Genomic DNA, 22660 nt, shown 5'->3' on the forward strand with positions numbered 1-22660 from the left:
CGGGGCGGCGGTCCGGGCGCCCGGGGCGGGCAGGAACATGCGAGCTGCCGAGGTGCCGGGGCCGGACAGCCCGAGCCGGGGCTGCCCGGACGGGTCGGGGCGTCCCGGGCCCGGATCGGTGAGCACCGTGCCGATCAGCGCCGCCGCTTCGGGGGAGGCCGCCGCGGCGGCCATCCGGGAGAGCAGGGACATGGGTCAGCCCCCGATCCCTCGCGCTCGTGGGCGGTCAGGCACGCGGACGCACCTCGACGTTCTCCAGGATGCCGATGGCGTCGGGGACCAGGACCGCGGCGGAGTAGTAGGCGGAGACGAGGTACGAGATGATCGCCTTCTCGTCGATGCCCATGAAGCGGCAGTTGAGTCCGGGCTCGATCTCATCCGGCAGGCCGGTCTGGTAGAGGCCGATGACGCCCTCGTTGTTCTCGCCGGTTCGGATCGCGAAGATCGAGGAGCTCTGCCGGTCGCTGATCGGGATCTTGCCGCAGGGCAGGATCGGGATGCCGCGCCAGGCAGGGATGTGGTGGCCGTCGACCTCGGCGTGGCCGAGGGTGAGACCGCGCTTGTTGCACTCCTTGCCGAAGGCGGCGATGGCGCGCGGGTGGGCGAAGATGTACTGGGTGCCGCGCCGCATGCTGATCAGGTCGTCGAAGTCGTCCGGGGTCGGCGGGCCGGAGTGGGTCTGGATGCGCTGGTCGTAGTCGGTGTTGTTGAGGAGTCCGAACTCGGGGTTGTTGACGAGCTCGTACTCCTGGCGCTCGCGCAGTTCCTGGATGGTCAGGCGCAACTGCTGTTGCGTCTGGTTCATCGGCTGGTTGTAGAGGTCGGCGACGCGGCTGTGCACCTTGAGCACGGTCTGCGCGACGCTCAGCTCGTACTCGCGCGGCTTGAGCTCGTAGTCGGCGAACGCGCCGGGCAGGATCGCCTCGCCGAAGTGGCCGGCGCTGAGGTCGATCGCGGCCTCGCCGGACTTGTTGGTCGAGCGGCGCTGGCCGTTGGAGCCCTGGCCCCGGACATGCTCGCCGAGCTGCTCGTACTGCTCGGCGACGGCCTGGTAGGCGGTGCGGGGCAGCGAAAGGACGGTGACGGCGGTCGAAGCGCGGGCGGTGAACTCCCACTTGCCGTCGCTGCTCGCGAGGACGTGGCCGCCGAAGGTGTCGCCGTCGCCGAGCCGGCCGAGGAGGGTCTCGTCGCCGTAATGGCCGGTGCCGACCTTCTCGACCTTGCCGTGCGCGATCAGGAAGACGTGGTCGGCCTTCTTGCCCGAGTGGACGATGACCTGGCCGGGCTCGTACTCCTTCTGCACGAAGCGGTCGGCGAGGGCGCCGAGCGCGGTCGGGTCGGCGAAGCCGCGCAGCAGCGGCAGTTCGGCCAGCTCGGCGGGGATCACCTGCACCTTGGACCCGCTCTTCACAAAGGTGACCCGGCCGTCGCCGACGACGTAGGAGAGTCGGCGGTTGACCCGGTAGGTGCCGCCGGGGGTGTGCACCCAGGGCAGCTTGCGCAGCAGCCAGCGGGAGCTGATGCCCTGCATCTGGGGTTCGGACTTGGTCGTGGTCGCGAGGTTGCGCGCCGCGGCGGTGCTGAGGCTGAGCTGGACCTGGCTGACCTGGGCTGTGGGGGCGGGTGCGGGCGCCGCCGCGGGCTCGGTGTCCACCGACATGAGCTGGGCTCCATTCGTGCAATCGATTCGTCACTCTCCGCATCCAGTCCTAACGCATCGTTACCGAGGTCATATGCAGTCGCCCTGGGCGCGCCGTTGCGCGTCGCCCGGGGCTGGCGCTCCTCGCACACCGCGCGCGCTCCGCCATCCGGCCCAGTGGCGGATCGCCGCCGGAGCGCCGGAAAGTCCGCGCAACCCCCTTGCCAGAAGCAGCGATCTCTTGGATTACTGGTTCCGACAGCAACGACCGAATGATCGGTCGTCCGGTTTGGTACGGGGACGGGAGCGCGGCGCATGACGGATCTGCTGGACGAGGGCGAGCGGCTCGACCGTGGGGCGCTGGAGGCCCTCCAGTTGGAGCGGCTCCGGGCGACCCTCCGGCACGCGTACGAGAACGTCGCCTTCTACCGGCAGTCCTTCGACAAGGCCGGGCTGCGCCCCGAGGACTGCCGCACCCTGGCCGACCTCGCCCGCTTCCCCTTCACGGCCAAGACGGATCTGCGCGACCACTACCCCTTCGGGATGTTCGCGGTGGACCAGTCGCAGGTGCGCCGCATCCACGCCTCCAGCGGCACCACCGGCCGGCCCACCGTCGTCGGCTACACCGACCGGGACCTCGACACCTGGGCGCACGTGGTGGCCCGCTCCATCCGCGCGGCCGGCGGCCGGCCCGGCCACAAGGTCCATGTGGCGTACGGATACGGGCTGTTCACCGGCGGACTCGGGGCGCACTACGGCGCGGAGCGGCTGGGCTGCACGGTGATTCCGGCGTCCGGGGGCATGACGGCTCGTCAGGTCCAGCTGATCCAGGATTTCCGGCCCGAGATCATCATGGTGACCCCCTCGTACATGCTCACGCTGCTCGACGAGTTCGAGCGGCAGGGCGTCGACCCGCGCGGCACCTCGCTGAAGGTCGGCATCTTCGGCGCCGAGCCGTGGACGGAGGGGATGCGGCGCGAGATCGAGGAGCGGTTCGCGATCGACGCGGTGGACATATACGGGCTCTCCGAGGTCATGGGGCCCGGAGTGGCGCAGGAGTGCGTGGAGACCAAGGACGGTCTGCACATCTGGGAGGACCACTTCTACCCGGAGATCGTGGACCCGTTCACCGGCGAGGTGCTGCCCGACGGCGAGGAGGGCGAGCTGGTCTTCACCTCACTCACCAAGGAGGCCATGCCGGTGATCAGGTACCGCACCCGGGACCTGACCCGGCTGCTGCCGGGCACGGCGCGGGTGTTCCGCCGGATGGAGAAGGTCACCGGGCGCAGCGACGACATGGTGATCCTGCGCGGGGTGAACCTCTTCCCCACGCAGATCGAGGAGATCGTGCTGCGCACGCCGGGCGTGGCCCCGCACTTCCAGCTGGAGCTGACTCGGGAGGGCCGGCTCGACGCGCTGACGGTACGGGCCGAGGCCCGTGCCGAGGCGACGCCCGAGCAGCGCGCGGAGGCGGGGCGGGCGATCGCGAAGGCGGTCAAGGACGGGATCGGGGTGTCGGTGGCGGTCGAGGTGGTCGACCCGGAGACGCTGGAGCGCTCGGTCGGCAAGATCAAGCGGATCGTGGACCTGCGCGGGGCGTGAGGGCCGCCGTCGGCCCGGATGGTGCGAGGTCAGGGCAGGCGGCGCACGGGCGTGCCGTCCAGGAAGGCGAGGATGTCCTCGACAGCCTGGCCGTAGTACGTCCGGTAGTTGTCCCGCGAGACGTAGCCGAGGTGCGGGGTGGCGAGCAGCCGGGGCGCGGTGCGCATCGGGTGGTCGGCGGGCAGCGGCTCGACGTCGAAGACGTCCACCCCGGCGCCGGCGATCCGGCCCTCGTGGAGCGCGGCCAGCAGGGCGTCCTGGTCGACGATGGCCGCCCGTGAGGTGTTGACGAGGTACGCGGTCGGCTTCATCAGGGCCAGTTCGGGCGCGCCGACCAGACCGCGGCTGCGGTCGCCGAGCGCCAGGTGGATCGAGACGAAGTCGCTCTCGGCCAGCAGCTCCTCCTTCGAGACGGCCGCCCGCACGCCGGCCTCCGCGGCGCGCTCCTCGGTGAGGTTCGGGCTCCAGGCCGTGACCTCCATGCCGAAGGCGAGGGCGATCCTGGCGACCCGGGCGCCGATCTTGCCCAGGCCGAGGATGCCGAGGCGGCGGCCGTCCAAGTCGGCGCCGACGGTGCTCTGCCAGGGGCCGCCCTCGCGCAGGGCGGTGTTCTCGGCGACGATCCCCCGGGCGAGCCCGAGCAGCAGGGCCCAGGTGAGCTCGACGGGCGGGGTGGAGGAGCTGGCGGTGCCGCACACGGTGACGCCGTGCGCGTCCGCCGCGGCGTAGTCGATCACGGAGTTGCGCATGCCCGAGGCGACGAGGAGCCTCAGCCGGGGCAGCCGGGCGAACAGGGAGGCGGGGAAGGCGACGCGTTCGCGCAGGGTCACGACGATGTCGAAGTCGGCGAGCGCGGCCGCCAGTTCGTCCTCGTCGGCGTGGTGCGCGGCGAAGGCGACGACCTCCACCCGGCCGGCGAGCGGCGACCAGTCGGCGCAGGCGCCGGCGGTGCCCTGGAAGTCGTCGAGGACGGCGCAGCGCATGGGCGGCATGGGGTCTCCCTGGTCGGTCGGCGGAGCGGGCGGCGCACGGGTCGGCGGCGGCCCCGGCTCGCGGGAGCGCCTCCTCTCCATGATCGCCGACGGACCCGCCGGGCGGCCAGGTCGGACGTTCGTCACCCCGATTCGTCACCCCGAGTGTCGGTCCGGACACCCACAGGCGGCCCGCCTGCTCGGACTGTGGCTGGGCGGGGTGCTGCGTAGCCTGGATGAAGGAGGTGGTTGCGATGCTGGCGGAGTCACCGATAGCCACGATCATTCCGGTGAAGGACCTGGACCGGGCGAAGCGCTACTACACGGAGGTCCTCGGACTCACCATGACGAGGGAGTCGCCCGAGGACACCAGGTTCGAGAGCGGCGGCACGACCATAGGTCTCTACGAGACGCCGTCCGGCGGAGAGGCCGCGCACACGCTGGCGAGCTGGAAGGTCGACAACCTCGACGCGGAGATGAAGGAGCTCCGGTCCAAGGGCGTGACGTTCGAGGAGTACGACCTGCCCGGCATCAAGACGGTCGACGGCGTGGCCGAGTCGGAGACCCTGCGCGGCGCCTGGTTCAAGGACTGCGAGGGAAACATCCTCTGCGTGGTCGAGGACCGCAAGTGACCGAGTGACGGGGCGCCGCTCCGGACTGACGGGGCGGCGCTCCGAACTCAACGGGCGCCGCTCCGTCATGACGCGGCGAACCGGTCCCTCAGTTCGCGCTTGAGGATCTTGCCGCTCGCGTTGCGGGGCAGCTCGTCCACGAACAGGACCTTCTTCGGGGCCTTGAAGTGGGCGAGCTTCTCCCGTGCGTGGGCGAGGAGTTCGGCCTCGGTGACCTCGCCGCGCGCCACGACCACGGCCGTCACGGCCTCGATCCACCGCTCGTCGGGCAGTCCGACGACGGCCGCCTCGGCGACGGCCGGGTGGGTGTAGAGCACGTCCTCCACCTGCCGGGAGGCGACCAGCACACCGCCGGAGTTGATGACGTCCTTCACCCGGTCGACCACGGTGTAGTAGCCCTCGGCGTCGCGGACCGCGAGATCGCCGGAGCGGAACCAGCCGTCCCGGAAGGCCTCCTTGGTCTCGTCCGGCTTGTCCCAATAGCCCTCGCACAACTGCGGGGAACGGTAGACGACTTCGCCCGGCGTGCCGTCGGGGACGTCCTCGCCGTCCTCGTCGACGACCTTGGCCTCGACGAAGCGGACCGGGCGGCCGCACGAGTCCAACCGGCCCTCGTGCTCGTCGGGGCCGAGGACGGTGGCGAGCGGGCCGATCTCGCTCTGGCCGAAGCAGTTGTAGAAGCGCAGTCCGGGCAGCCGGTCGCGAAGCCGCTCCAGGACCGGCACCGGCATGATCGACGCGCCGTAGTAGGCCTTGCGCAGGGCGGAGAGGTCGCGGGTCGTGAAGTCGGGATGGTTCGCGAGCCCGATCCAGACGGTCGGCGGGGCGAAGAGGCTGTCGGCGCGGCCGGCCTCGATCAGGTCGAACAGGACCGCCGGGTCGGGCCCGTCGACGATCGTGTTCTGCGCGCCGACCGCCAGATAGGGCAGCAGGAAGACGTGCATCTGCGCGGAGTGGTAGAGCGGCAGCGAGTGCACCGGGCGGTCGTCCTCGTGCAGGTCGAGCGCGTCGACGGCGCTCGCGTACTCGTGCACCAGGGCCCGGTGGGACATCATCGCGCCCTTGGGCAGGGCAGTGGTGCCGGAGGTGTACAGGAGCTGCGCGAGGGAGCGGGCGTCGCGGTCGGTGTCGTACGTGTCGGGGCGGTCCAGTGCGGCGAGGAGCGAGTCGGGGGCGTCGCGCAGCGCCTTCACGGGGAACCCGTCCGGGACGCGCTCCGCGAGCGCTGGGTCGGCGAGGACCAGTGAACTCCCCGACTGCTCCAGGATGTACGCGAGGTCCTCGCCGGTCAGGTTGTGGTTGACCGGCACGTGGATGAGGCCGGCGCGGGAGCAGGCGAGGAAGGCGATCAGGTAGGCGTCGGAGTTGTGGCCGTAGGTCGCCACCCGCTCGTACTCTTCCAGGCCCCACCGCTCGCGCAGCACGGCGGCCGCGGTGGTGACGGCCGCGTCCAGCTCGGCGTAGGTCCAGGTCCGGTCGGCGTACCGGAGGGCCGTCCGGTCGGGGACGCGCTGGGCGCTCATGCGCAGGACACCGTCGACGGGGCGGGTCAGGAGTCGTTCCATGCCCGGATCCTCGGCGGCGGCCGGGTGGCGGGTCAAGTACCCGGAGCGCGCCGGGACTGTTCCCACCTCGGATACCGAACGGGATGTTGACAAAGCAAGCGCTCAGCTGACTGCATGTTCCAACTGCTGTGCCTCATCCGTCCGTTGGGAGGAACGTTGCACCTCCGCACCCGCCTGAAACACCTGCTCCTCGTCGGCTCCGCCCTGGCCACGGTCACCGCCTCGCTGCCCGCAGCGGCCGCGGCCGACTCCGGCGACCGGCCGCACCGGCCGTCGGACCGCGGCCTGTCGGCCGTCATCCGGTACACCGAGTACGGCATCCCGCACATCGTGGCCAAGGACTACGCGAACCTGGGCTTCGGCACCGGCTGGGCGCAGGCCGCGGACCAGATATGCACGCTGGCCGACGGGTTCGTCACCGTGAACGGCGAACGCTCGCGCCACTTCGGCGCGGACGGCGCGCCCGACGGCTCGCTGTCCTCGGCCGCCCGGAACCTCTCCAGCGACCTGTACTTCCGCGGCGTTCGGGACGCGGGCACGGTCGAGGAGCTGCTGCGCACCCCCGCCCCGGCCGGCCCGAGCCGGCAGCTCAAGGAGCTGATGCGGGGCTGGGCGGCCGGCTACAACGCCTGGCTGAAGCAGAACCGGATCACCGATCCGGCCTGCAAGGACGCCGACTGGGTGCGTCCGGTCACCCAACTGGACGTGGCCCGGCGCGGCTTCGCCGTTTCGGTGCTCGGCGGCCAGGGCCGCGGCGTCGACGGGATCACGGCCGCGCAGCCGCCCGCCGCAGCCTCTGCCACTGCCACTGCCACTGCCGCTGCCACTGCTGGGAAGACGGCCGCGACACCGGACCCGGACCAGGCGGCAGCCGCGGCCCGCGAGCTGTTCGCCGCGGGGAACGCCGACATGGGCTCCAACGCCGTCGCGTTCCACGGCGGCACGACCGCGAACGGCCGGGGCCTGCTGCTCGGCAACCCGCACTACCCGTGGCAGGGCGGCCGCCGCTTCTGGCAGTCGCAGCAGACGATCCCCGGCGAGCTGAACGTCTCCGGCGCGTCGCTGCTCGGCACGGCCATCGTCAACATCGGCTTCAACGACAAGGTGGCGTGGAGCCACACCGTCGCCACCGGCGTCACCCTCAACCTGCACCAGCTGACCCTCGACCCGGCCGACCCGACCGCTTACCTGGTCGACGGCGCGCCGGAGAAGATGACGAAGCGCACGGTCACCGTCCCGGTCAAGGGCGGCGAGCCCGTCACCCGTACCCAGTGGTGGACCCGGTACGGGCCCGTCGTCACCGGACTCGGCCCGCAGCTGCCGCTGCCCTGGACCGCCACTGCCGCGTTCGCGCTCAACGACCCCAACGCCACGAACCTGCGGGGCTCGGACACCGCCCTCGGCTTCGGCAAGGCCCGCTCCACGCAGGACGTGCTCGACACGCTCCGGCGCGTCCAGGGCCTGCCGTGGGTGAACACCATCGCCGCCGACGCGGCCGGGCACAGCCTGTTCACCCAGTCGCAGGTACTCCCCCGGATCACCGACGAGCTGGCGCAGCGTTGCTCCACCCCGCTGGGCCGGGCGACCTACCCGGCCTCCGGCGTCGCCGTCCTGGACGGCTCGCGCACCGACTGCACGCTCGGCTCCGACCCGGACGCGGTGCAGCCGGGCGTCTTCGGCCCGTCCAAGATGCCGGTGCTGCGCGACGCGCCGTACGTGGAGAACTCGAACGACAGCGCCTGGCTGACCAACGCGGACCGGCCGCTCACCGGGTACGAGCGGGTCTTCGGGACCATCGGCACGCCCCGCTCGCTGCGCACCCGGGGCGGCGTCGAGGACGTCGCCGCGATGGCGGCGAAGGGCCGGCTGACGGTCGCCGACCTGCAGCGGCAGCAGTTCGCGAACCGCGCGCCGGCCGGTGACATGGCGGCGGCGGACGCGGCGCGGGCCTGTCCGGCCGTGCTGCCGGACGACCCGGAGGCGTGCCGGGCGATCGGCGCCTGGGACCGCACGGTGAACACGGACAGCCGCGGCGCGCTGCTGTTCGACCGCTTCTGGCGGAAGTTCGCCGGCTCGGTCCCGCTCGCGCAGCAGTGGAAGGTCCCGTTCTCGGCGGCCGACCCGGTCCGTACCCCGCACACCCTGGACACCTCCTCGGCCGGCTTCGCGAAGGCGCTCACGGACGCGGTGGCGGAGCTGCGCGCGGCCGGCATCCCGCTGGACGCGCCGCTCGGCGCGCACCAGTTCGTGGTGCGCAACGGGGCGCGGATCCCGGTGAGCGGCGGCACGGAATCGCTCGGCGTCTGGAACAAGACCGAGCCGGTGTGGAACGCGGCCGGGGGCGGGTACACGGAGGTGGCGCACGGCACGAGCCATGTCCAGGCGGTGGGCTGGGACGGCGGGCGGTGCCCGGTGGCCCGGACGCTGCTGAGCTACTCGCAGTCCTCGAACCCGAACTCGGCGCATTACAGCGACCAGACGGCGCTGTACTCCGGCGAGCGCTGGGTGACGTCCCGCTTCTGCGAGCGGGACATCATGCGCTCCCCGGCCCTGAGGGTCGTCCGCGTCAGGGGCTGACGGTCACGGCCTGACGGTCACGGCCTGACGGTCAAGGGCTGAACGACAGGAACACGAAGGCGGCGAAGATCGAGAGATGGACGCCGCCCTGCAGCAGGGTGGCCCGTCCGGGCACCACGGTCAGGGCGCTGACCACGGCGGTGAGGACCAGCAGCACCATGTGGACGGCGCCCAGGCCGAGCACCAGGGGCCCGGACAGCCAGACCGAGGCGAGCGCGATCGCCGGAATCGTCAGACCGATGCTGGCGATCGCGGAGCCGTAGGCCAGATTGAGGCTGGTCTGCATCCGGTCGCGGCGGGCGGCCCGGACCGCGGCGAGCGTCTCGGGCAGCAGCACCATGAGGGCGATCACGACGCCGACGACCGCCTTGGGGAGCCCGGCGGACTCGACGCCGTCCTCGATGGTCGGCGAGACCAGCTTGGCCAGTCCGACGACCGCGACGAGCGCGAGGACCAGCAGGCCGAGGCTCCACCGGGTCTCGCGCTGCGTGGGCGGGTCCGCGTGCTCGTCCTCGGAGTCCGCGCCCGCGCTCCCCTCGCGCGGGACGGGCAGGAAGTAGTCGCGGTGCCGGAAGGTCTGGACGCCGACGAACACCCCGTACAGACAGATCGAGGCGACGGCGGCAAAGGCCAACTGCGCGGCGGAGAACTCCGGGCCCGGGTGGCTGGTGGTGAAGGCAGGCAGGACGAGAGTCATCGTGGCGAGGGTGCAGACCGTGGCGAGCGCGCCGCCGGAGCCCTCCGCGTTGAACACGGCGATGCGGTTGCGCAGCGCGGCGACGAGCAGCGACAGTCCGACGATCCCGTTGCAGGTGATCATGACGGCCGCGAAGACGGTGTCCCGGGCGTACGTGGAGGCCTTGTCGCCGCCGCCCGCCATCAGGGTGACGATCAGTCCGACCTCGATGACGGTGACCGCGACCGCGAGGACCAGCGAGCCGAAGGGCTCTCCGACGCGATGCGCGATCACCTCGGCGTGGTGCACGGCCGCGAGCACGGCCCCGATCAGGCAGAGGCCGATCAGGGCGACCGCGAAGCCGGACAGATCCCGGCCCCATGCGACGCCGAGGGCGACACCGGCGACGACCGGCACCCACGTGGTCCACTGTCGGGTCAGCCCCATCGCGCTCGAACTCATGATCACCATATTGCCACAAAGGGGGTGAACGCCCCGGCTACCCCCTGCCGTCGAGACGGGCGGTGGCCTCGCCGAACACCCAGCGTTCGTTCCCGTCGACGAACTCGCGGGGGAACCCGAGCCGGAACTCCGTCGCCGCCTCCAGGCGTTCGACCGTCTGTGCCGGCAGGCTCACCTCCAGCGCGCCGAGGTTGTCCTTCAGCTGCTCGGCCGAACGGGCGCCGACGATCGGCACCACCGCCCGGGAGCGGGCCCGGGTCCACGCCAGCGCGACCTGGGAGGGCGTCACCCCCAGCTCGTCCGCGGCCTCTTGGACGGCGCGGGCGACGGCGTGGTCCCGCTCGCCGAGCGAGTCGGCCGCGAGCCGGGCGCTCGGCCCGGGGCCGCCCGGACGGGTGTACTTCCCGGAGAGGATGCCGCCGGCCAGCGGACTCCAGGCGGCGACGGTCATCCCGTACGCCTCGGCCATCGGCAGCAGCTCGCGCTCGATGTCGCGCTGGAGCAGGCTGTACGGCGCCTGGAGCCCGGCGAACGCCTGCCAGCCGCGCCACTCGGCGAGCGTGTTGGCCCGGCTCACCACCCAGGCGGGGGCGTCGGAGATGCCGACGTAGAGGATCTTCCCCGCCCGCACGGCGTCGTCGAGCGCGCGCATGGTCTCCTCGACGGGCGTGTGCCGGTCCCACATGTGGACCCAGTAGACGTCGAGATAGTCGGTGCGCAACCGGCGCAGGCTGGTCTCCAGGGAGAGCGTGAGGTTCTTGCGGTGATTGCCGCCCCCATTGGGGTCGGCGTCGTCGCGGGTCACGCTGTACTTGGTGGAGAGCACGAACCGGTCGCGCCGCCCGTGGAGCAGCTCCCCGAGGATCCGCTCGCTCTCGCCGCCCCGGTAGTTCACGGCCGTGTCGACGACATTGCCGCCGGCCTCGTCGTAGAGGTCGAGAATCCGCCGGCACTCGTCGGGCGACGCACCGACGCCGCCCTGCTCGCCGAAGGTCATGGCGCCCAGCATCAGTTCGGAGACGCGCAGTCCGGTGGGGCCGAAGAGTCGGTATCGCACAGCGTGAACTTCCCTTCTGGAGAACGTACTTGCGACTGTACGGGAGGGGGCGGGGCGGGTCCGCGGGTGTCCGCCGCTCCGGTTCAGCCGTCCGCCAGGCCCGCCTCGTACGCCGCGAGGGTGTCGATGAAGAGCTGTCGCTCGGCGGCGGAGAGCGGTGCGAGCGCGGCTCGCCAGGCGGTCGCGCCGCGGCCGAGCCAGCCGTCGATGGACGCGCGGTGCGCGTCGGCGATGGACACGATCTTGCGGCGGCGGTCGGCGGGGTCCTCGGCCCGCTCCAGGACACCCTTCTTGGCCAGGTCGCCGACCATCAGGCTCACGGTGGTGGGGGCGATCTCGAGCCGGGCGGCGAGCTCGTTGACGCTCAGCGGCCCGTCGAAGAGCAGGTAGGCGAGCAGCGAGAGATGGCGGGGGGCGAGGGAGAGGGACTGGAGCTCGTCGGGGATCTTGATGCGCTTGACCCGGCCGACCATGCGGGGCATGAGCAGCAGCAGCGCGCGGACTGCGTCGTCGACGTCGACCCCAGGGGGCCCGGCGGAGTCCGCGGCCCCGGGGCTCTTGCGAGCGGTTGACACCCTGCACCCTCCAATTTAGCTTTGCTTTCAAAGCAAATAGATCTGTCGGGATCGATGCTACTCGGAGGGCACAGCCATGTCCGATTTCAATGCGCAGGTCATCGCGGAGTTCCGGGCCAACGGCGGCCGGGTGGGCGGGATGTTCGAGGGTGCGCGGTTACTCCTGCTCACCACGACCGGCGCGCGCAGCGGCCGGCCCCACACCAATCCGGCCGTGTACGTACGGGACGGGGCGCGCCTGCTGGTCTTCGCGTCCAACGCGGGCGGACCGCGGCACCCGGCGTGGTTCCACAACCTGCGCGCCGACCCCCACGTGACCGTCGAGATCGGCGCCCAGGAGGGGACCGTCGAGCGCTTCTCCGCGACGGCCGACGTCACCGAGGGCCAGGAACGCGACCGGCTGTTCGCGCAGCAGTGCGCACGGGACCCGGCGTTCGCGGCGTACCAGGCCGGAACCGACCGGGTCATCCCCGTCGTCGCCCTGTACCGCGTCGACCTCGCCGATCCGGCGCGGCACCGGGCCATCGCCGCCCATCTGACAAAGGTCCACGACGAGCTGCGCGCCGAACTCGCCGCCGTCCGGGAGGGGCTGGGCTCCTCCCGCACCCTCGGGCGGCAGCTCGCCCGACACTGCCTGTCGTTCTGCGGCGCGATGCACGCCCATCACCACAACGAGGACAGCGTCTTCGACCTCCTGGAGCAGCAGTTCCCCGACCTGTCGGACGCCCTGGACCGGATGCGCCGGGAGCACAAGGTCGTCGCCCGAACGGTCGAGGAGCTGGAGGCACTGCTGACCTCCGACGCCGCGCCGGAGATCCTGCGCACCGAGGTGGACCGGCTCGCCGCCCGCCTGGAGGAGCACTTCGCCTACGAGGAGGGGCAGTTGATCCCCGCGCTCACCGGCACGGAGCGCTAGAGCGGGCGCGGGCAGCCCCGCCTCGTCTGCCCGGGCCGTCGCCGCCTCGGCGAACCGCTCCTGCACGAGTGCGGCCTCGCGCCCGTCCGCCGCGCCGGGCCGTGCCCGAAGCGGCATCATCGGAAGCGGCGCGACCGCCCCGGGCCGTGCCCGGGGCGGAACGAAGGAGTGCTCCATGCGCATCCTCATGGTGGGCGCGGGAGGGGTGGGTACGGCGATCACCAGGATCGCCGCCCGCCGCTCGTTCTTTGCGCACATGGTCGTCGCCGACTACGACCGCACGCGCGCGGAGTCGGCCGTCACCGGCCTCGGAGCGAACGAAGACCGCTTCACGGCGGCTCGGCTCGACGCCTCGGACACTGCCGGCGTACGGGCGGCCCTGGCCGAGCACCGCTGCGACGTCCTGCTCAACGCCACCGATCCACGCTTCGTCATGCCTCTGTTCGAAGCGGCGCTCGCCGAGCGCGCCCACTACCTCGACATGGCGATGTCCCTCTCCCGGCCGCACCCGTCGCGCCCGTACGAGGAGTGCGGCGTGAAGCTGGGAGACGCGCAGTTCGCCCGATCAGCCGAATGGGAGGCGGCGGACCGGCTCGCTCTCGTCGGCATGGGTGTCGAACCGGGCCTCTCGGACGTCTTCGCCCGCCACGCCTCCGACGCGCTCTTCGACGAGATCGAGGAGATCGGCGTTCGCGACGGCGCGAACCTGGTGGTCGACGGGTACGCCTTCGCCCCGACCTTCAACATCTGGACCACCATCGAGGAATGCCTGAACCCGCCCGTCGTCTACGAGGAGGCGCGCGGCTGGTTCACCACGGCGCCCTTCAGCGAGCCGGAGGTCTTCGACTTCCCGGAGGGGATCGGGCCGGTGGAGTGCGTGAACGTCGAACACGAGGAGGTGCTGCTGGTCCCCCGATGGCTGAAGGCCCGGCGGGTCACCTTCAAGTACGGCCTCGGCGACGAGTTCATCGGCGTGCTGCGCACCCTGCGCAAACTGGGGCTCGACCGCACCGAACCGGTGAGCGTGGCGGGCCCCGCGGGCACGGTCTCGGTGTCGCCGCGGAACGTCGTCGCCGCCTGTCTGCCCGACCCGGCGAGCCTCGGCGACCGGATGCACGGCAAGACGTGCGCGGGCACCTGGGTCAAGGGGACCAAGGACGGGCGGCCCCGGGAGGTGTACCTCTACCAGGTGGTCGACAACCAGTGGTCGATGCGCGAGTACGGCTCCCAGGCGGTCGTGTGGCAGACCGCGGTGAACCCTGTGGCCGCTCTCGAACTCGTCGCGTCCGGGGCCTGGCAGGGCCGCGGCGTGCTCGGCCCCGAGGCGATGCCCCCGGAGCCCTTCCTCGACCTGCTGCCGGAGTACGGAGCTCCCTGGGGCATGCGCGAACAGTGACGCCGTCCGGCGCCACCCGGCTGCCCGGCCGCGCGTGCACGCCCGGTCGACCCTTCCTACGATGAACGCAGACGTCTCGCTGATCTTTCCGGGACGACGGGAGCGAGGGAACATGGCCGCCGAGGATGCCGCGCCCGCCGGGCGACCCGTGGGGCTGAAGCCCAACGCGATCGGATTTGTCGACGCCCTCGTCATCGGGCTCAACTCCACCTCCCCCGCCTACTCCCTCGCGGCCATCATCGGCCCCGTCGTGGCGCTGGTGGGGATCTACGCGCCGGGCGTGATGCTGGCGTCCTTCGTGCCGATGCTGCTGATCGCGTCGGCCTTCTACTACCTGAACAAGGTCGACCAGGACTGTGGCACGACCTTCTCCTGGGTCACCCGCGCCATGGGCCCCTGGGCCGGCTGGCTCGGCGGGTGGGCCATCGCGATGACCGGGGTCCTGGTCGTCGGCTCGCTCGCCGATGTGGCCGTGAGCTTCGCGCTGCTCGCCTTCGGCCTCGACGGCTGGGTGGACAACACCTTCGTGCGCCAACTGCTCACGGTGCTGGTCATCCTGGTGATGACGGCCGTGTGCGTCATCGGCACCGAGCTGTCGGCCAAGGTGCAGAACGTGCTCATCCTGGCACAGGTCGCCTGTCTGCTCGTCTTCGTGGGCGTGGCGATGTACAGCGTCTACAACGGAACCAGCAAGTACGACGCGGTCGATCCGGCTTTCGGCTGGCTGAACCCCTTCGGGGCCGGCGGTGCAGCGCTGACCGGCGGGCTGCTCCTCGGCGTCTTCGCGTACTGGGGCTGGGAGTCGGCGGTCAACCTGACCGAGGAGGTCGAGGACTCCGCGACCGCCCCGGGCCGGGCCGGACTCTGGTCCACCGTCATCCTGCTGGTCACCTACGTGTCCGTGGGATTCGCGGTGGTGGCCTACGCGGGCCCGGCGTTCCTCGCCGAGAACGCCGACGAGGAGGAGTTCATCTTCGCCCAGCTCGCCGGGGACGTGATGGGCGGCTGGGACTGGGTGCTGCTGCTGGCGGTCTCCACGTCCGCCATCGCCTCCACCCAGACCACGATCATCCCCGCGTCGCGGACCGCGCTGTCCATGGCCCGCCGCCGTGCGCTGCCCGAGCACTACGCCCACATCAGCCCTCGCTTCCGCACCCCGGACGTCAGCACGTGGTGGGTCGCCGCCATCGCCATCGCCTGGTATCTCGTGGTGAGCCAGATCAGCTCCAACGCCCTCTTCGACTCGCTGACCGCGCTGTCGCTGCTGATCGCCTTCTACTACGCGCTCACGGGCCTGGCCTGCGTCGTCTACTACCGCCGGCACCTCCTGGAGAGCGTGCACAACTTCCTGCTGATCGGCGTCGGGCCACTGGTCGGCGCCGGGCTGCTGACCTGGCTGCTGGTGCGGTCGGTCGCGGACATGTCCGACCCGGAGAACTCGTACAGCGGCACCTCGTGGTTCGGTCTCGGTCCGCCGCTCGTCATCGGCATCGGGATCGCGGCCACCGGCGTTCTGGCCATGTTCGCGAGGCGCCTGTGGGCGCCGGCGTTCTGGCAGGAGCGCCCCGGTGTGGCCGACCCCGAACTCGTCCACGGCCACGGCCACGGCAAGGAGTCCTGAGATGTCGGTCGTCCTGGGCTACGACGAGTCCCCCGGCTCCGCCCGCGCACTGCGCATCGCGGTCGAGGTGGCCGCCGCGTTCGACGAGCAGCTCGTCCTGGTCTTCGGAGCCGCGGCCCCCGGACCCACGGGCGAGGAGTACGCGTCGCACCACGAGGCCGTCCGGCAGGCCGGCCGCACCGGTCTGGAGCACGCGGTCGCGGAGGCGGACCGGGCGGGCGTGCCGACCGTCGTCGAGGTGCTCGACGAGAAGCCCGCCCAGGCCCTGCTCGACGCGGCGCGGCGGCACACCGCACGCGTCATCGTGGTCGGCAGCTGGGGCGAGAGCCCGATGCGCGGCGCGCTGCTGGGCTCGACGCCCCACAAACTACTGCACCTGTCCGGCGTCCCGGTGCTCTGCGTCCCTCCCGAGGAGTGACAGCTCCGGAACGCCGTCCCGGAACCGGCTAGAGCGGGCGGTCGTGGCCCTCCCAGTACGGGTCGCGGAGGCGGCGCTTGTAGAGCTTGCCGTTGGGGTCGCGGGGCATGGTCGCGGTGAAGTCGACGGTCTTGGGGCGTTTGTAGCCGGCCAGGCGCTCGGCGCAGTGGGCCAGGATGTCGGCGGCGAGGGCCTCCGAGGGTTCGTGGCCCTCGGCGGGCTCGACGACGGCCTTGACCTCCTCGCCCCAGTCGGCGTGCGGGATGCCGAAGGCTGCGGCGTCCGCGACGGCCGCGTGGGCCAGGAGGGCGGCCTCGATCTCGGCGGGGGAGATGTTGACGCCGCCCGAGATGATCATGTCGATCTTGCGGTCGCGGAGGAAGAGATAGCCGTCCTCGTCGAGGACGCCCAGGTCGCCGACCGTGAAGAAGTCGCCGATGCGGTTCTTCGCGGTCTTCGCCTCGTCCTTGTGGTACGCGAAGCCGCCGGTCGACATCTTCATGTAGACGGTGCCGAGTTCGCCGGGCGCGAGCCGGTTGCCGTCGTCGTCGAAGACCGCGAGCTCGCTGATCGGCCAGGCCTTCCCGACCGTGCCGGGCTTCTTCAGCCAGTCCTCGGCGGTGGCGAACGCGCCGCCGCCCTCGCTGGCCGCGTAGTACTCCTCGACGCAGTGGCCCCACCACTCGATCATCGCGCGCTTGACGTGGTCGGGGCAGGGCGCGGCCCCGTGGATGGCGTGCCGCATCGACGAGACGTCGTACCGGCCGCGGACCTCCTCCGGGAGGGAGAGGAGCCGGTGGAACTGGGTCGGGACCATGTGGGTGTGCGTGCAGGCGTGCGCGTCGATCAGCCGCAGCATCTCCTCGGGCGTCCATTTGTCCATGAGCACCAGCGGGTGCCCGATGTGCAGGGACGCGGCGGCGAACTGCAGCACGGCCGTGTGGTAGAGCGGCGAGCAGACGAGGTGGACGTTGTCGTCGAACGGGCGGATGCCGAAGATGGCGAGGAAGCCGCCGAGGTACGTCTCCTCCGGGAGTTTGCCGGGCAGCGGACGGCGGATGCCGCGCGGGCGGCCGGTGGTGCCGGAGGTGTAGTTCATGACCCAGCCGAGGGTGCGCCCCTCCGGCGCGGACTCCGGCTGTCCGTCCAGGAGTTCGGCGTACGGGCGGAAGCCGGGGACCGCGCCCACGCCGTACCGGTGGGTCGCGGGCAGCCCCGCCTCGTCGGCCGCGGCCGTCGCCGCCTCGGCGAACCGCTCGTGCGCGAGCAGCACCTTGGCCCCGGAGTCGCCGACGATCCAGGCGATCTCGGGGCCGACCAGGTGGTGGTTGACCGGCACCAGGTAGAAGCCGCCCTGCGCGGCGGCGAGATAGGCGGTGAGGAACTCGACGCCGTTGGGCAGCACGACGGCGAACGCGTCGCCCCGCTCCAGGCCGGCGCCGCGCAGGCCGTGGACGAGTCGGTTGGCGTCGGCGTGCAGGCGTCCGGCGGACCACTGCGCGCCGTCGGGCGCGATCAGGACCGTGCGCTCCGGGTCGGCGGCCGCCTGCGCCCAGAAGCCGTTGGGTACCTCGCTCACGTCGCGCTCCTTCCGGCGATGCGGTTGATGCGGTCGACGGCCTTCTCGAAGCCGCGGGTGAGATCGTCGACGATCTGCTGGACGCTGCGCTCGGAGTTCATCCGGCCGACGATCTGGCCGACGGGGGTGCCGAGCAGCGGCGCCACCTCGTACTTCTGGATCCGGGAGACGGCCTCGGCGACCAGCAGGCCCTGCAGCGGCATCGGCAGCGTGCCGGGGCCGGCCGGGTCGTCCCAGGCGTCGGTCCACTCGGTGCGCAGCTGGCGGGCGGGCTTGCCGGTCAGGGCGCGGGAGCGGACGGTGTCGCCGGAGCCGGCGGCGAGCAGCTTGGCGGTGAGGGCGCGGGAGTGGAGGTCGGCCTCGGCAGCGGTGAGCCAGAGGGAGCCGAGCCAGACGCCCTGTGCGCCGAGGGCGAGCCCGGCGGCGATCTGCTCGCCGCTGCCGATGCCGCCGGCGGCGAGGACGGGCAGCGGGGCGACGGCCTCGACGACCTCGGGGGTGAGGACCATGGAGGCGATCTCGCCGGTGTGGCCGCCGGCCTCGTACCCCTGCGCGACGACGACGTCGATGCCGGCCTCGGCGTGGTGGCGGGCGTGCCGGGCGCTGCCGGCGAGGGCGGCGACGAGCACGCCGTGGTCGTGGGCGCGGGCGACGACGTCGGCGGGCGGCGAGCCGAGGGCGTTGGCGAGGAGCTTGATGGGGTAGTCGAAGGCGACGTCGAGCTGGTTGCGGGCGACCTGCTCCATCCAGCCGGTGATCCGCCAGCCGGAGGCCTCGCCCTCGGCGAGTTCGGGCACGCCGTGCTTGGCGAGGGTCTCTCGGACGAACTCCCGGTGCCCCTCGGGGATCATGGCCTCGACATCGGCCTCCGTCACCCCCTCGACCTTCTTGGCGGGCATGACCACGTCGAGGCCGTAGGGCAGGCCGTCGGTGTGTTCCTGCATCCAGTCGAGGTCGCGGGCGAGATCGTCGGGGGCGGTGTAGCGGACCGCGCCGAGCACGCCGAATCCGCCGGCTCTGGTGATGGCGGCGGCCACCGCGGGGAAGGGCGTGAAGCCGAAGATGGCGTGCTCGATCCCCAGTTTTTGGCTCAGCTCCGTCTTCATGGGCGGCAGGATGCCGCAGCTGATCGGCCGAGGGAAGAGGTTTTCTGATGCAGCGTCAGATTCTTTGCCGTGTCGCCCGCTTCCTTGACGCGCCGCCACGCCGGTAAGAAAGTTTCAGGCGCTACGGGTGTGACCGAAGAATTCTTTCAAAGGCGTGGGAGGGTAGGGGATGACGGAGGATTCGGCAGGCCGGGGAATCGGCCGCCGCGCGTTCGGCGGCGGGCTCCTCGCTCTGGGAGGTGCGGTGATGGTCGGCTCGATCCCGGGGGCCGCCGCGGCCCCGGAGCCCGACGACGGCTCCCCCGGGGACCCGGCCGGCCGGCGCACCACCCTGCGCCGCGGCTCCGCCGAGCGGGCCGGGCTGCTCCCCGCATACCTCGACCGGCTGGTGACCGAGGCCGAGGCCTTCCTCGGCCCCTCCCCCAAGCACCCCTGGTACGCGGGCGCGGTGCTGCTCGCCGGGCGCGGCGGAACCGTCGCGCTGCACCGGCCGATCGGCAGCGCGGTGCGCTACGCGGCGTACGACGAGAAGACCGACACCGGCGTCGAGCTCCCGCCCGAGCGGCGGATCGCGATGGCCGAGGACACGGTGTTCGACCTGGCCTCCGTCTCCAAGCTGTTCACCGCGATCCTGGCCGTGCAGCAGATCGAGCGCGGAACGCTGGAGCTGGAGGAACGGGTCGCGGCGTACCTGCCGGAGTTCGCCGGCGGCGGGAAGCAGGACGTCACGGTCCGTCAGCTGCTCACGCACACCTCGGGCTTCCGCGCCTGGATCCCGCTCTACAAGGAGCCCACCCGGGAGGGGAAGCTGCAGCTGCTGTGGAACGAGGCGCCGGCGAGCCCACCGGGCACGAAGTACCTCTACTCGGACCTGAACCTGATCTCGCTCCAGCTCGTCCTGGAAGAGATCACCGGCCGCCCGCTGGACGCCCTGCTCCGCGAGGAGATCACCGCCCCGCTGGGGATGCGCCGCACGCGCTTCAACCCGCCGGCCTCCTGGCGGCCGAAGATCGCCGCCACCGAGGACGCCCGGCCGCCCTGGTCCGGCCTGGCCCGCGGCATGGTCTGGGGCGAGGTCCACGACGAGAACGCGTACGGGTTCGGCGGCGTGGCCGGGCACGCGGGAGTCTTCTCCTGCGCCTGGGACCTCGCGGTCCTCGCCCGCACCCTGCTCAACGGCGGGGCGTACGGCGCCGCCCGCATCCTGTCCACCGAGTCGGTCGGGCTGATGTTCACCGACTTCAACACCGCGTTCCCGGGCGACGAGCACGGCCTCGGCTTCGAGCTCAACCAGCACTGGTACATGGGCGCGCTGGCGACTCCGCACACAGCCGGGCACACCGGCTTCACCGGCACCAGCCTGGTCCTCGACCCGAGCACCGACGCGTTCCTCGTCGTGCTCGGCAACTCCGTGCACCCCGTACGCAACTGGCGCACCGGCTCCGCGCCCCGGGTCGCCACGGCCAACGCCCTGGCCCGCGCCGTCCCTGTCCGCCCGGCGCGCGGACGGACGGCCTGGTTCTCCGGCATGACCAGCGCCGCGACCGCCACCCTGACGCTGCCCGCGGTCACGGGGGCGGCGCGCCTGGAGTGCGGTCTGTGGTGGGACACGGAGCCGGGCGCGGACGCCGCCTACCTGGAGGCGTCGACGGACGGCGGCGCGACCTGGACGGCGGTGCCGTTCGCCACCGTACGGCCGGACGAGGAGCCCCGGCGGCACGAGGCCGGATCGGTCGGCGGCTGGTCGGGCCGCGTCTGGCACCGGGCGACGGCCGACCTGTCGGCCTGGGCCTCCTCGCCCGTCCGGCTGCGCTGGCGGTACGCGACCGACCAGCGGTACGTCGGGCGCGGGGTGTACGTGGAGCGCCCGCGCGTCGTCGACGCCGCGGACCGGCCGCTCTTCGACGACGCCCGACCGTCGGACGCGGCCCGCATCGAGGCGGCGGGCTGGGAGACGTCGGCGGACTGAGAGACCCGCGCGGCCGCGTTCAGTCCGCCTCGATCTCGGAGAGGAAGCCCGTCACGACCTGCCGGTAGTGCTCGGGCTCCTCGATCGAGGCGAGATGGGCGCTCTTCTCGAACAGCACCCACTCCGCGCCCGGGATCCCCTCGGCGACCGGGCGCACGACGGCGGGCGTGCACACGTCGTACCGGCCGGACGTCACCAGGACCGGCAGGTCCACCTCGCCGAGCCGGTCGGTGACGTCCCAGTCCTTCAGCGCGCCGGTGAGGTTCCACTCCGCCGTGCCCCACAGGGCGCCGTAGATGTCGTGGCGCATGTCCGCCATGCCCTGGACGATGTACTCCGGCCAGGGGTCGAGCCGGCACATCCACTGCCGGTAGTAGGCGATCGTCGCGCCCTGGTAGGCCGGGTCGTCGGTGGTGCCCGCCGCCTCGTGCCGGTCGAGGGTCTGCTGTACGTCCGCCGGGAGTTCGGCCTTCAGCCGGCGGGCCTCGGCCTGGTAGAGCGGGGCGCTCGCGATGGGGCCCGAGAGGATCGCGGAGGTCACGCCGGTCGGCTTGCCGAGCAGGTGCTCGAGGACCACCTGGGTCCCCCAGGAGTGACCGAGCAGGTGGACGGGGTCGAGTCCGAGCGTCTCCCGGACCGCGCCGAGCTCCGCGACGTACGTGTCGATCGTCCACAGCGCGGGGTCGTCCGGCCGGTCGGACCTGCCGCAGCCGAGCTGGTCGTAGAAGACGACCGGGCGTCCGCCGTCATCGGCCAGGACGGCGAGATCCTGCAGGTAGTCGTGCGGCAGGCCCGGTCCGCCGTTCACCACGAGCAGCGGCACTCTCCCGTCCGGACCGCCGAGCTCGCCCACGACCTGGTACCAGGTCCGATGGCCGCGGAACGGCACGTAGCCCTCGATCACGGTCATGACGCACCTCCTGCCGGGACAGCCCTCCCCTTCCATGATGGGCAGGGCGGCGGCTCAGGCGCGCGGTTCGGCGGCCGCGCGCAGGGCGGCGAGGACCGGGGCGATCAGGGGGTGGTCCTCGGAGCCGCGGCGGACGGCGGCGAAGACCCGGCGGGTCGGCGCGTCGCCGTCCACCGGGCGGATCACCACGCCGGCGAGGTCGGTCCCGCGCAGCGCGGAGCGCGGGACGAGCGCGACGCCCGCGTCTGCGGCGGCCAGGGCCACGACGGCCCGGAAGTCGTCCGATGAGTGGTCGAGCCGGGGCTCGAAGCCCGCGTACTCGCAGGCCAGTACGGTCACGTCGTGGCAGGGGTTGCCGGCGGACTGGCCGATCCAGGGGTCCTTCGCCAGATCGGCGAGCGCCACCCGCTCGTTGTCCGCGAGCCGGTGGCCGAGCGGCAGGACGGCGTCGAAGGGCTCGGCGTACAGCGGCAGCCGGGTGAGCCGGGCGTCGTCCTCGCCGGGCGCTCCGCGGTACTCGACCGCGACGGCGACGTCGACCTGCCGGTCCAGGACCATCAGCAGGCTCGCGTCGCCCTCCGCGTCCCTGACCCGGACCCGGATGCCGGGCGAGGTGCGGGCGAGCTCGGTGATCGCCGGGGCCACGACCAGGCCGATCCCGGTGGCGAAGGCCGCCACCGTGACCCTGCCGGCCTCCCCGGAGCCGTACGCGGCGAGCTCGGACTCGGCCCGTTCCAGCTGGGCCAGCACGGCGTTGGCGTGGCTCAGCAGGATCTCCCCGGCCGGGGTGAGCCGGGCTCCTCGGGCGCTGCGGTCGACGAGCCGGTGCCCGGTCTCCTGCTCAAGGGCGGCGAGCTGCTGGGACACGGCGGAGGGGGTGAGATACAGCGCGGCGGCCGCCGCCGTCACGGTGCGGTGGTCGGCCACCGCCCGGAGAATGTGCAGCCGCCGCGCTTCGATCATGCTCCTAGTGTCGCAGCCTCCGGGGA

The 22660-nt window shown here is 72.2% G+C and carries 19 protein-coding genes; 8 read left to right on the plus strand and 11 right to left on the minus strand.

Translation table 11 applies throughout. The features are described from left to right. Together VIU94_RS30725 and VIU94_RS30730 are read right to left on the minus strand one after the other, a co-directional pair. Nucleotides 1–192 (minus strand): hypothetical protein (locus tag VIU94_RS30725; protein ID WP_331916320.1); only part of this gene is annotated, 192 nt, incomplete at its 3' end. 34 nt (nucleotides 193–226) lie between these two features. Beyond that, nucleotides 227–1660: a family 2B encapsulin nanocompartment shell protein gene (locus VIU94_RS30730; RefSeq protein WP_331916322.1), complete on the minus strand. Its 1434-nt coding sequence runs from the start codon at nucleotides 1658–1660 to the stop codon at nucleotides 227–229. Between the two features lie 294 nt (nucleotides 1661–1954). Here VIU94_RS30730 and paaK point away from each other — a divergent pair, with 294 nt between their 5' ends. Next, nucleotides 1955–3241, plus strand: a complete 1287-nt coding sequence (gene paaK, locus VIU94_RS30735) for a phenylacetate--CoA ligase PaaK (protein WP_331916324.1) — start codon at nucleotides 1955–1957, stop codon at nucleotides 3239–3241. A 29-nt stretch (nucleotides 3242–3270) separates the two neighbouring features. Here the strand turns inward: paaK and VIU94_RS30740 are convergent, their stop codons facing one another. Then, entirely contained in the window at nucleotides 3271–4224 is a 954-nt protein-coding gene (locus VIU94_RS30740; protein WP_331916368.1) for a D-2-hydroxyacid dehydrogenase family protein, read from the minus strand. A 242-nt stretch (nucleotides 4225–4466) separates the two neighbouring features. Here VIU94_RS30740 and VIU94_RS30745 point away from each other — a divergent pair, with 242 nt between their 5' ends. After that, the gene (locus tag VIU94_RS30745) at nucleotides 4467–4844 is read left to right on the plus strand and encodes a VOC family protein (RefSeq protein WP_331916326.1); all 378 of its coding nucleotides are present in this window, start codon (nucleotides 4467–4469) and stop codon (nucleotides 4842–4844) included. Between the two features lie 65 nt (nucleotides 4845–4909). Here VIU94_RS30745 and VIU94_RS30750 read toward each other — a convergent pair whose 3' ends face one another. Next, on the minus strand, nucleotides 4910–6409 hold the full coding sequence (locus tag VIU94_RS30750; protein ID WP_331916328.1) for a fatty acyl-CoA synthetase: 1500 nt from the start codon (nucleotides 6407–6409) through the stop codon (nucleotides 4910–4912). Nucleotides 6410–6565: 156 nt separating this feature from the next. Here VIU94_RS30750 and VIU94_RS30755 point away from each other — a divergent pair, with 156 nt between their 5' ends. Continuing rightward, a complete protein-coding gene (locus tag VIU94_RS30755; RefSeq protein ID WP_331916330.1) occupies nucleotides 6566–8986 on the plus strand; it encodes a penicillin acylase family protein in 2421 nt (806 codons plus the stop codon). 31 nt (nucleotides 8987–9017) lie between these two features. On the opposite strand, the gene VIU94_RS30760 is transcribed toward VIU94_RS30755, so the two are convergent. The 3 genes from VIU94_RS30760 to VIU94_RS30770 form a co-directional block, all read right to left on the minus strand. Then, nucleotides 9018–10124, minus strand: a complete 1107-nt coding sequence (locus VIU94_RS30760) for a calcium:cation antiporter (protein ID WP_331916332.1) — start codon at nucleotides 10122–10124, stop codon at nucleotides 9018–9020. A 37-nt stretch (nucleotides 10125–10161) separates the two neighbouring features. Then, nucleotides 10162–11181: an aldo/keto reductase gene (locus VIU94_RS30765; RefSeq protein ID WP_331916334.1), complete on the minus strand. Its 1020-nt coding sequence runs from the start codon at nucleotides 11179–11181 to the stop codon at nucleotides 10162–10164. 83 nt (nucleotides 11182–11264) lie between these two features. Further along, nucleotides 11265–11663, minus strand: coding sequence for a MarR family winged helix-turn-helix transcriptional regulator (locus tag VIU94_RS30770; protein ID WP_331916370.1), 399 nt, complete (start codon nucleotides 11661–11663; stop codon nucleotides 11265–11267). Nucleotides 11664–11832: 169 nt separating this feature from the next. Between VIU94_RS30770 and VIU94_RS30775 the strand changes: the two genes are divergently transcribed. The 4 genes from VIU94_RS30775 (at nucleotide 11833) to VIU94_RS30790 (ending at nucleotide 16107) form a co-directional block, all read left to right on the plus strand. Next, nucleotides 11833–12672, plus strand: coding sequence for a nitroreductase/quinone reductase family protein (locus tag VIU94_RS30775; RefSeq protein WP_331916336.1), 840 nt, complete (start codon nucleotides 11833–11835; stop codon nucleotides 12670–12672). A gap of 175 nt (nucleotides 12673–12847) precedes the next feature. Next, nucleotides 12848–14068 (plus strand): saccharopine dehydrogenase family protein, encoded by a 1221-nt coding sequence (locus tag VIU94_RS30780; protein WP_331916338.1) that lies wholly within the window; start codon nucleotides 12848–12850, stop codon nucleotides 14066–14068. Between the two features lie 112 nt (nucleotides 14069–14180). Continuing rightward, nucleotides 14181–15689, plus strand: a complete 1509-nt coding sequence (locus VIU94_RS30785; RefSeq protein WP_331916372.1) for an APC family permease — start codon at nucleotides 14181–14183, stop codon at nucleotides 15687–15689. A 1-nt stretch (nucleotide 15690) separates the two neighbouring features. Continuing rightward, nucleotides 15691–16107, plus strand: a complete 417-nt coding sequence (locus VIU94_RS30790) for a universal stress protein (protein ID WP_331916340.1) — start codon at nucleotides 15691–15693, stop codon at nucleotides 16105–16107. Nucleotides 16108–16135: 28 nt separating this feature from the next. Here the strand turns inward: VIU94_RS30790 and VIU94_RS30795 are convergent, their stop codons facing one another. Both VIU94_RS30795 and VIU94_RS30800 read right to left on the minus strand, forming a co-directional pair. Beyond that, nucleotides 16136–17686 carry an acyl-CoA synthetase gene (locus VIU94_RS30795; RefSeq protein WP_331916342.1) on the minus strand — a complete coding sequence of 517 codons (1551 nt, stop codon included), beginning with the start codon at nucleotides 17684–17686 and terminating at the stop codon, nucleotides 16136–16138. Then, on the minus strand, nucleotides 17683–18792 hold the full coding sequence (locus VIU94_RS30800) for an NAD(P)H-dependent flavin oxidoreductase (protein WP_331916344.1): 1110 nt from the start codon (nucleotides 18790–18792) through the stop codon (nucleotides 17683–17685). The genes VIU94_RS30795 and VIU94_RS30800 overlap by 4 nt, the downstream gene beginning before the upstream one ends. 169 nt (nucleotides 18793–18961) lie before the next feature. On the opposite strand from VIU94_RS30800, the gene VIU94_RS30805 reads away from it, so the two are divergent. Beyond that, nucleotides 18962–20761, plus strand: coding sequence for a serine hydrolase domain-containing protein (locus VIU94_RS30805; protein WP_331916346.1), 1800 nt, complete (start codon nucleotides 18962–18964; stop codon nucleotides 20759–20761). Nucleotides 20762–20780: 19 nt separating this feature from the next. Here VIU94_RS30805 and VIU94_RS30810 read toward each other — a convergent pair whose 3' ends face one another. Beyond that, entirely contained in the window at nucleotides 20781–21671 is an 891-nt protein-coding gene (locus VIU94_RS30810; protein WP_331916348.1) for a proline iminopeptidase-family hydrolase, read from the minus strand. 54 nt (nucleotides 21672–21725) lie between these two features. Continuing rightward, nucleotides 21726–22634, minus strand: a complete 909-nt coding sequence (locus tag VIU94_RS30815; protein WP_331916350.1) for a LysR family transcriptional regulator — start codon at nucleotides 22632–22634, stop codon at nucleotides 21726–21728. Between the last annotated feature and the right edge of the window lie 26 nt (nucleotides 22635–22660).

Origin of the sequence: Streptomyces sp., assembly GCF_036566765.1 — a bacterium.
Taxonomy (GTDB): domain Bacteria; phylum Actinomycetota; class Actinomycetes; order Streptomycetales; family Streptomycetaceae; genus Streptomyces.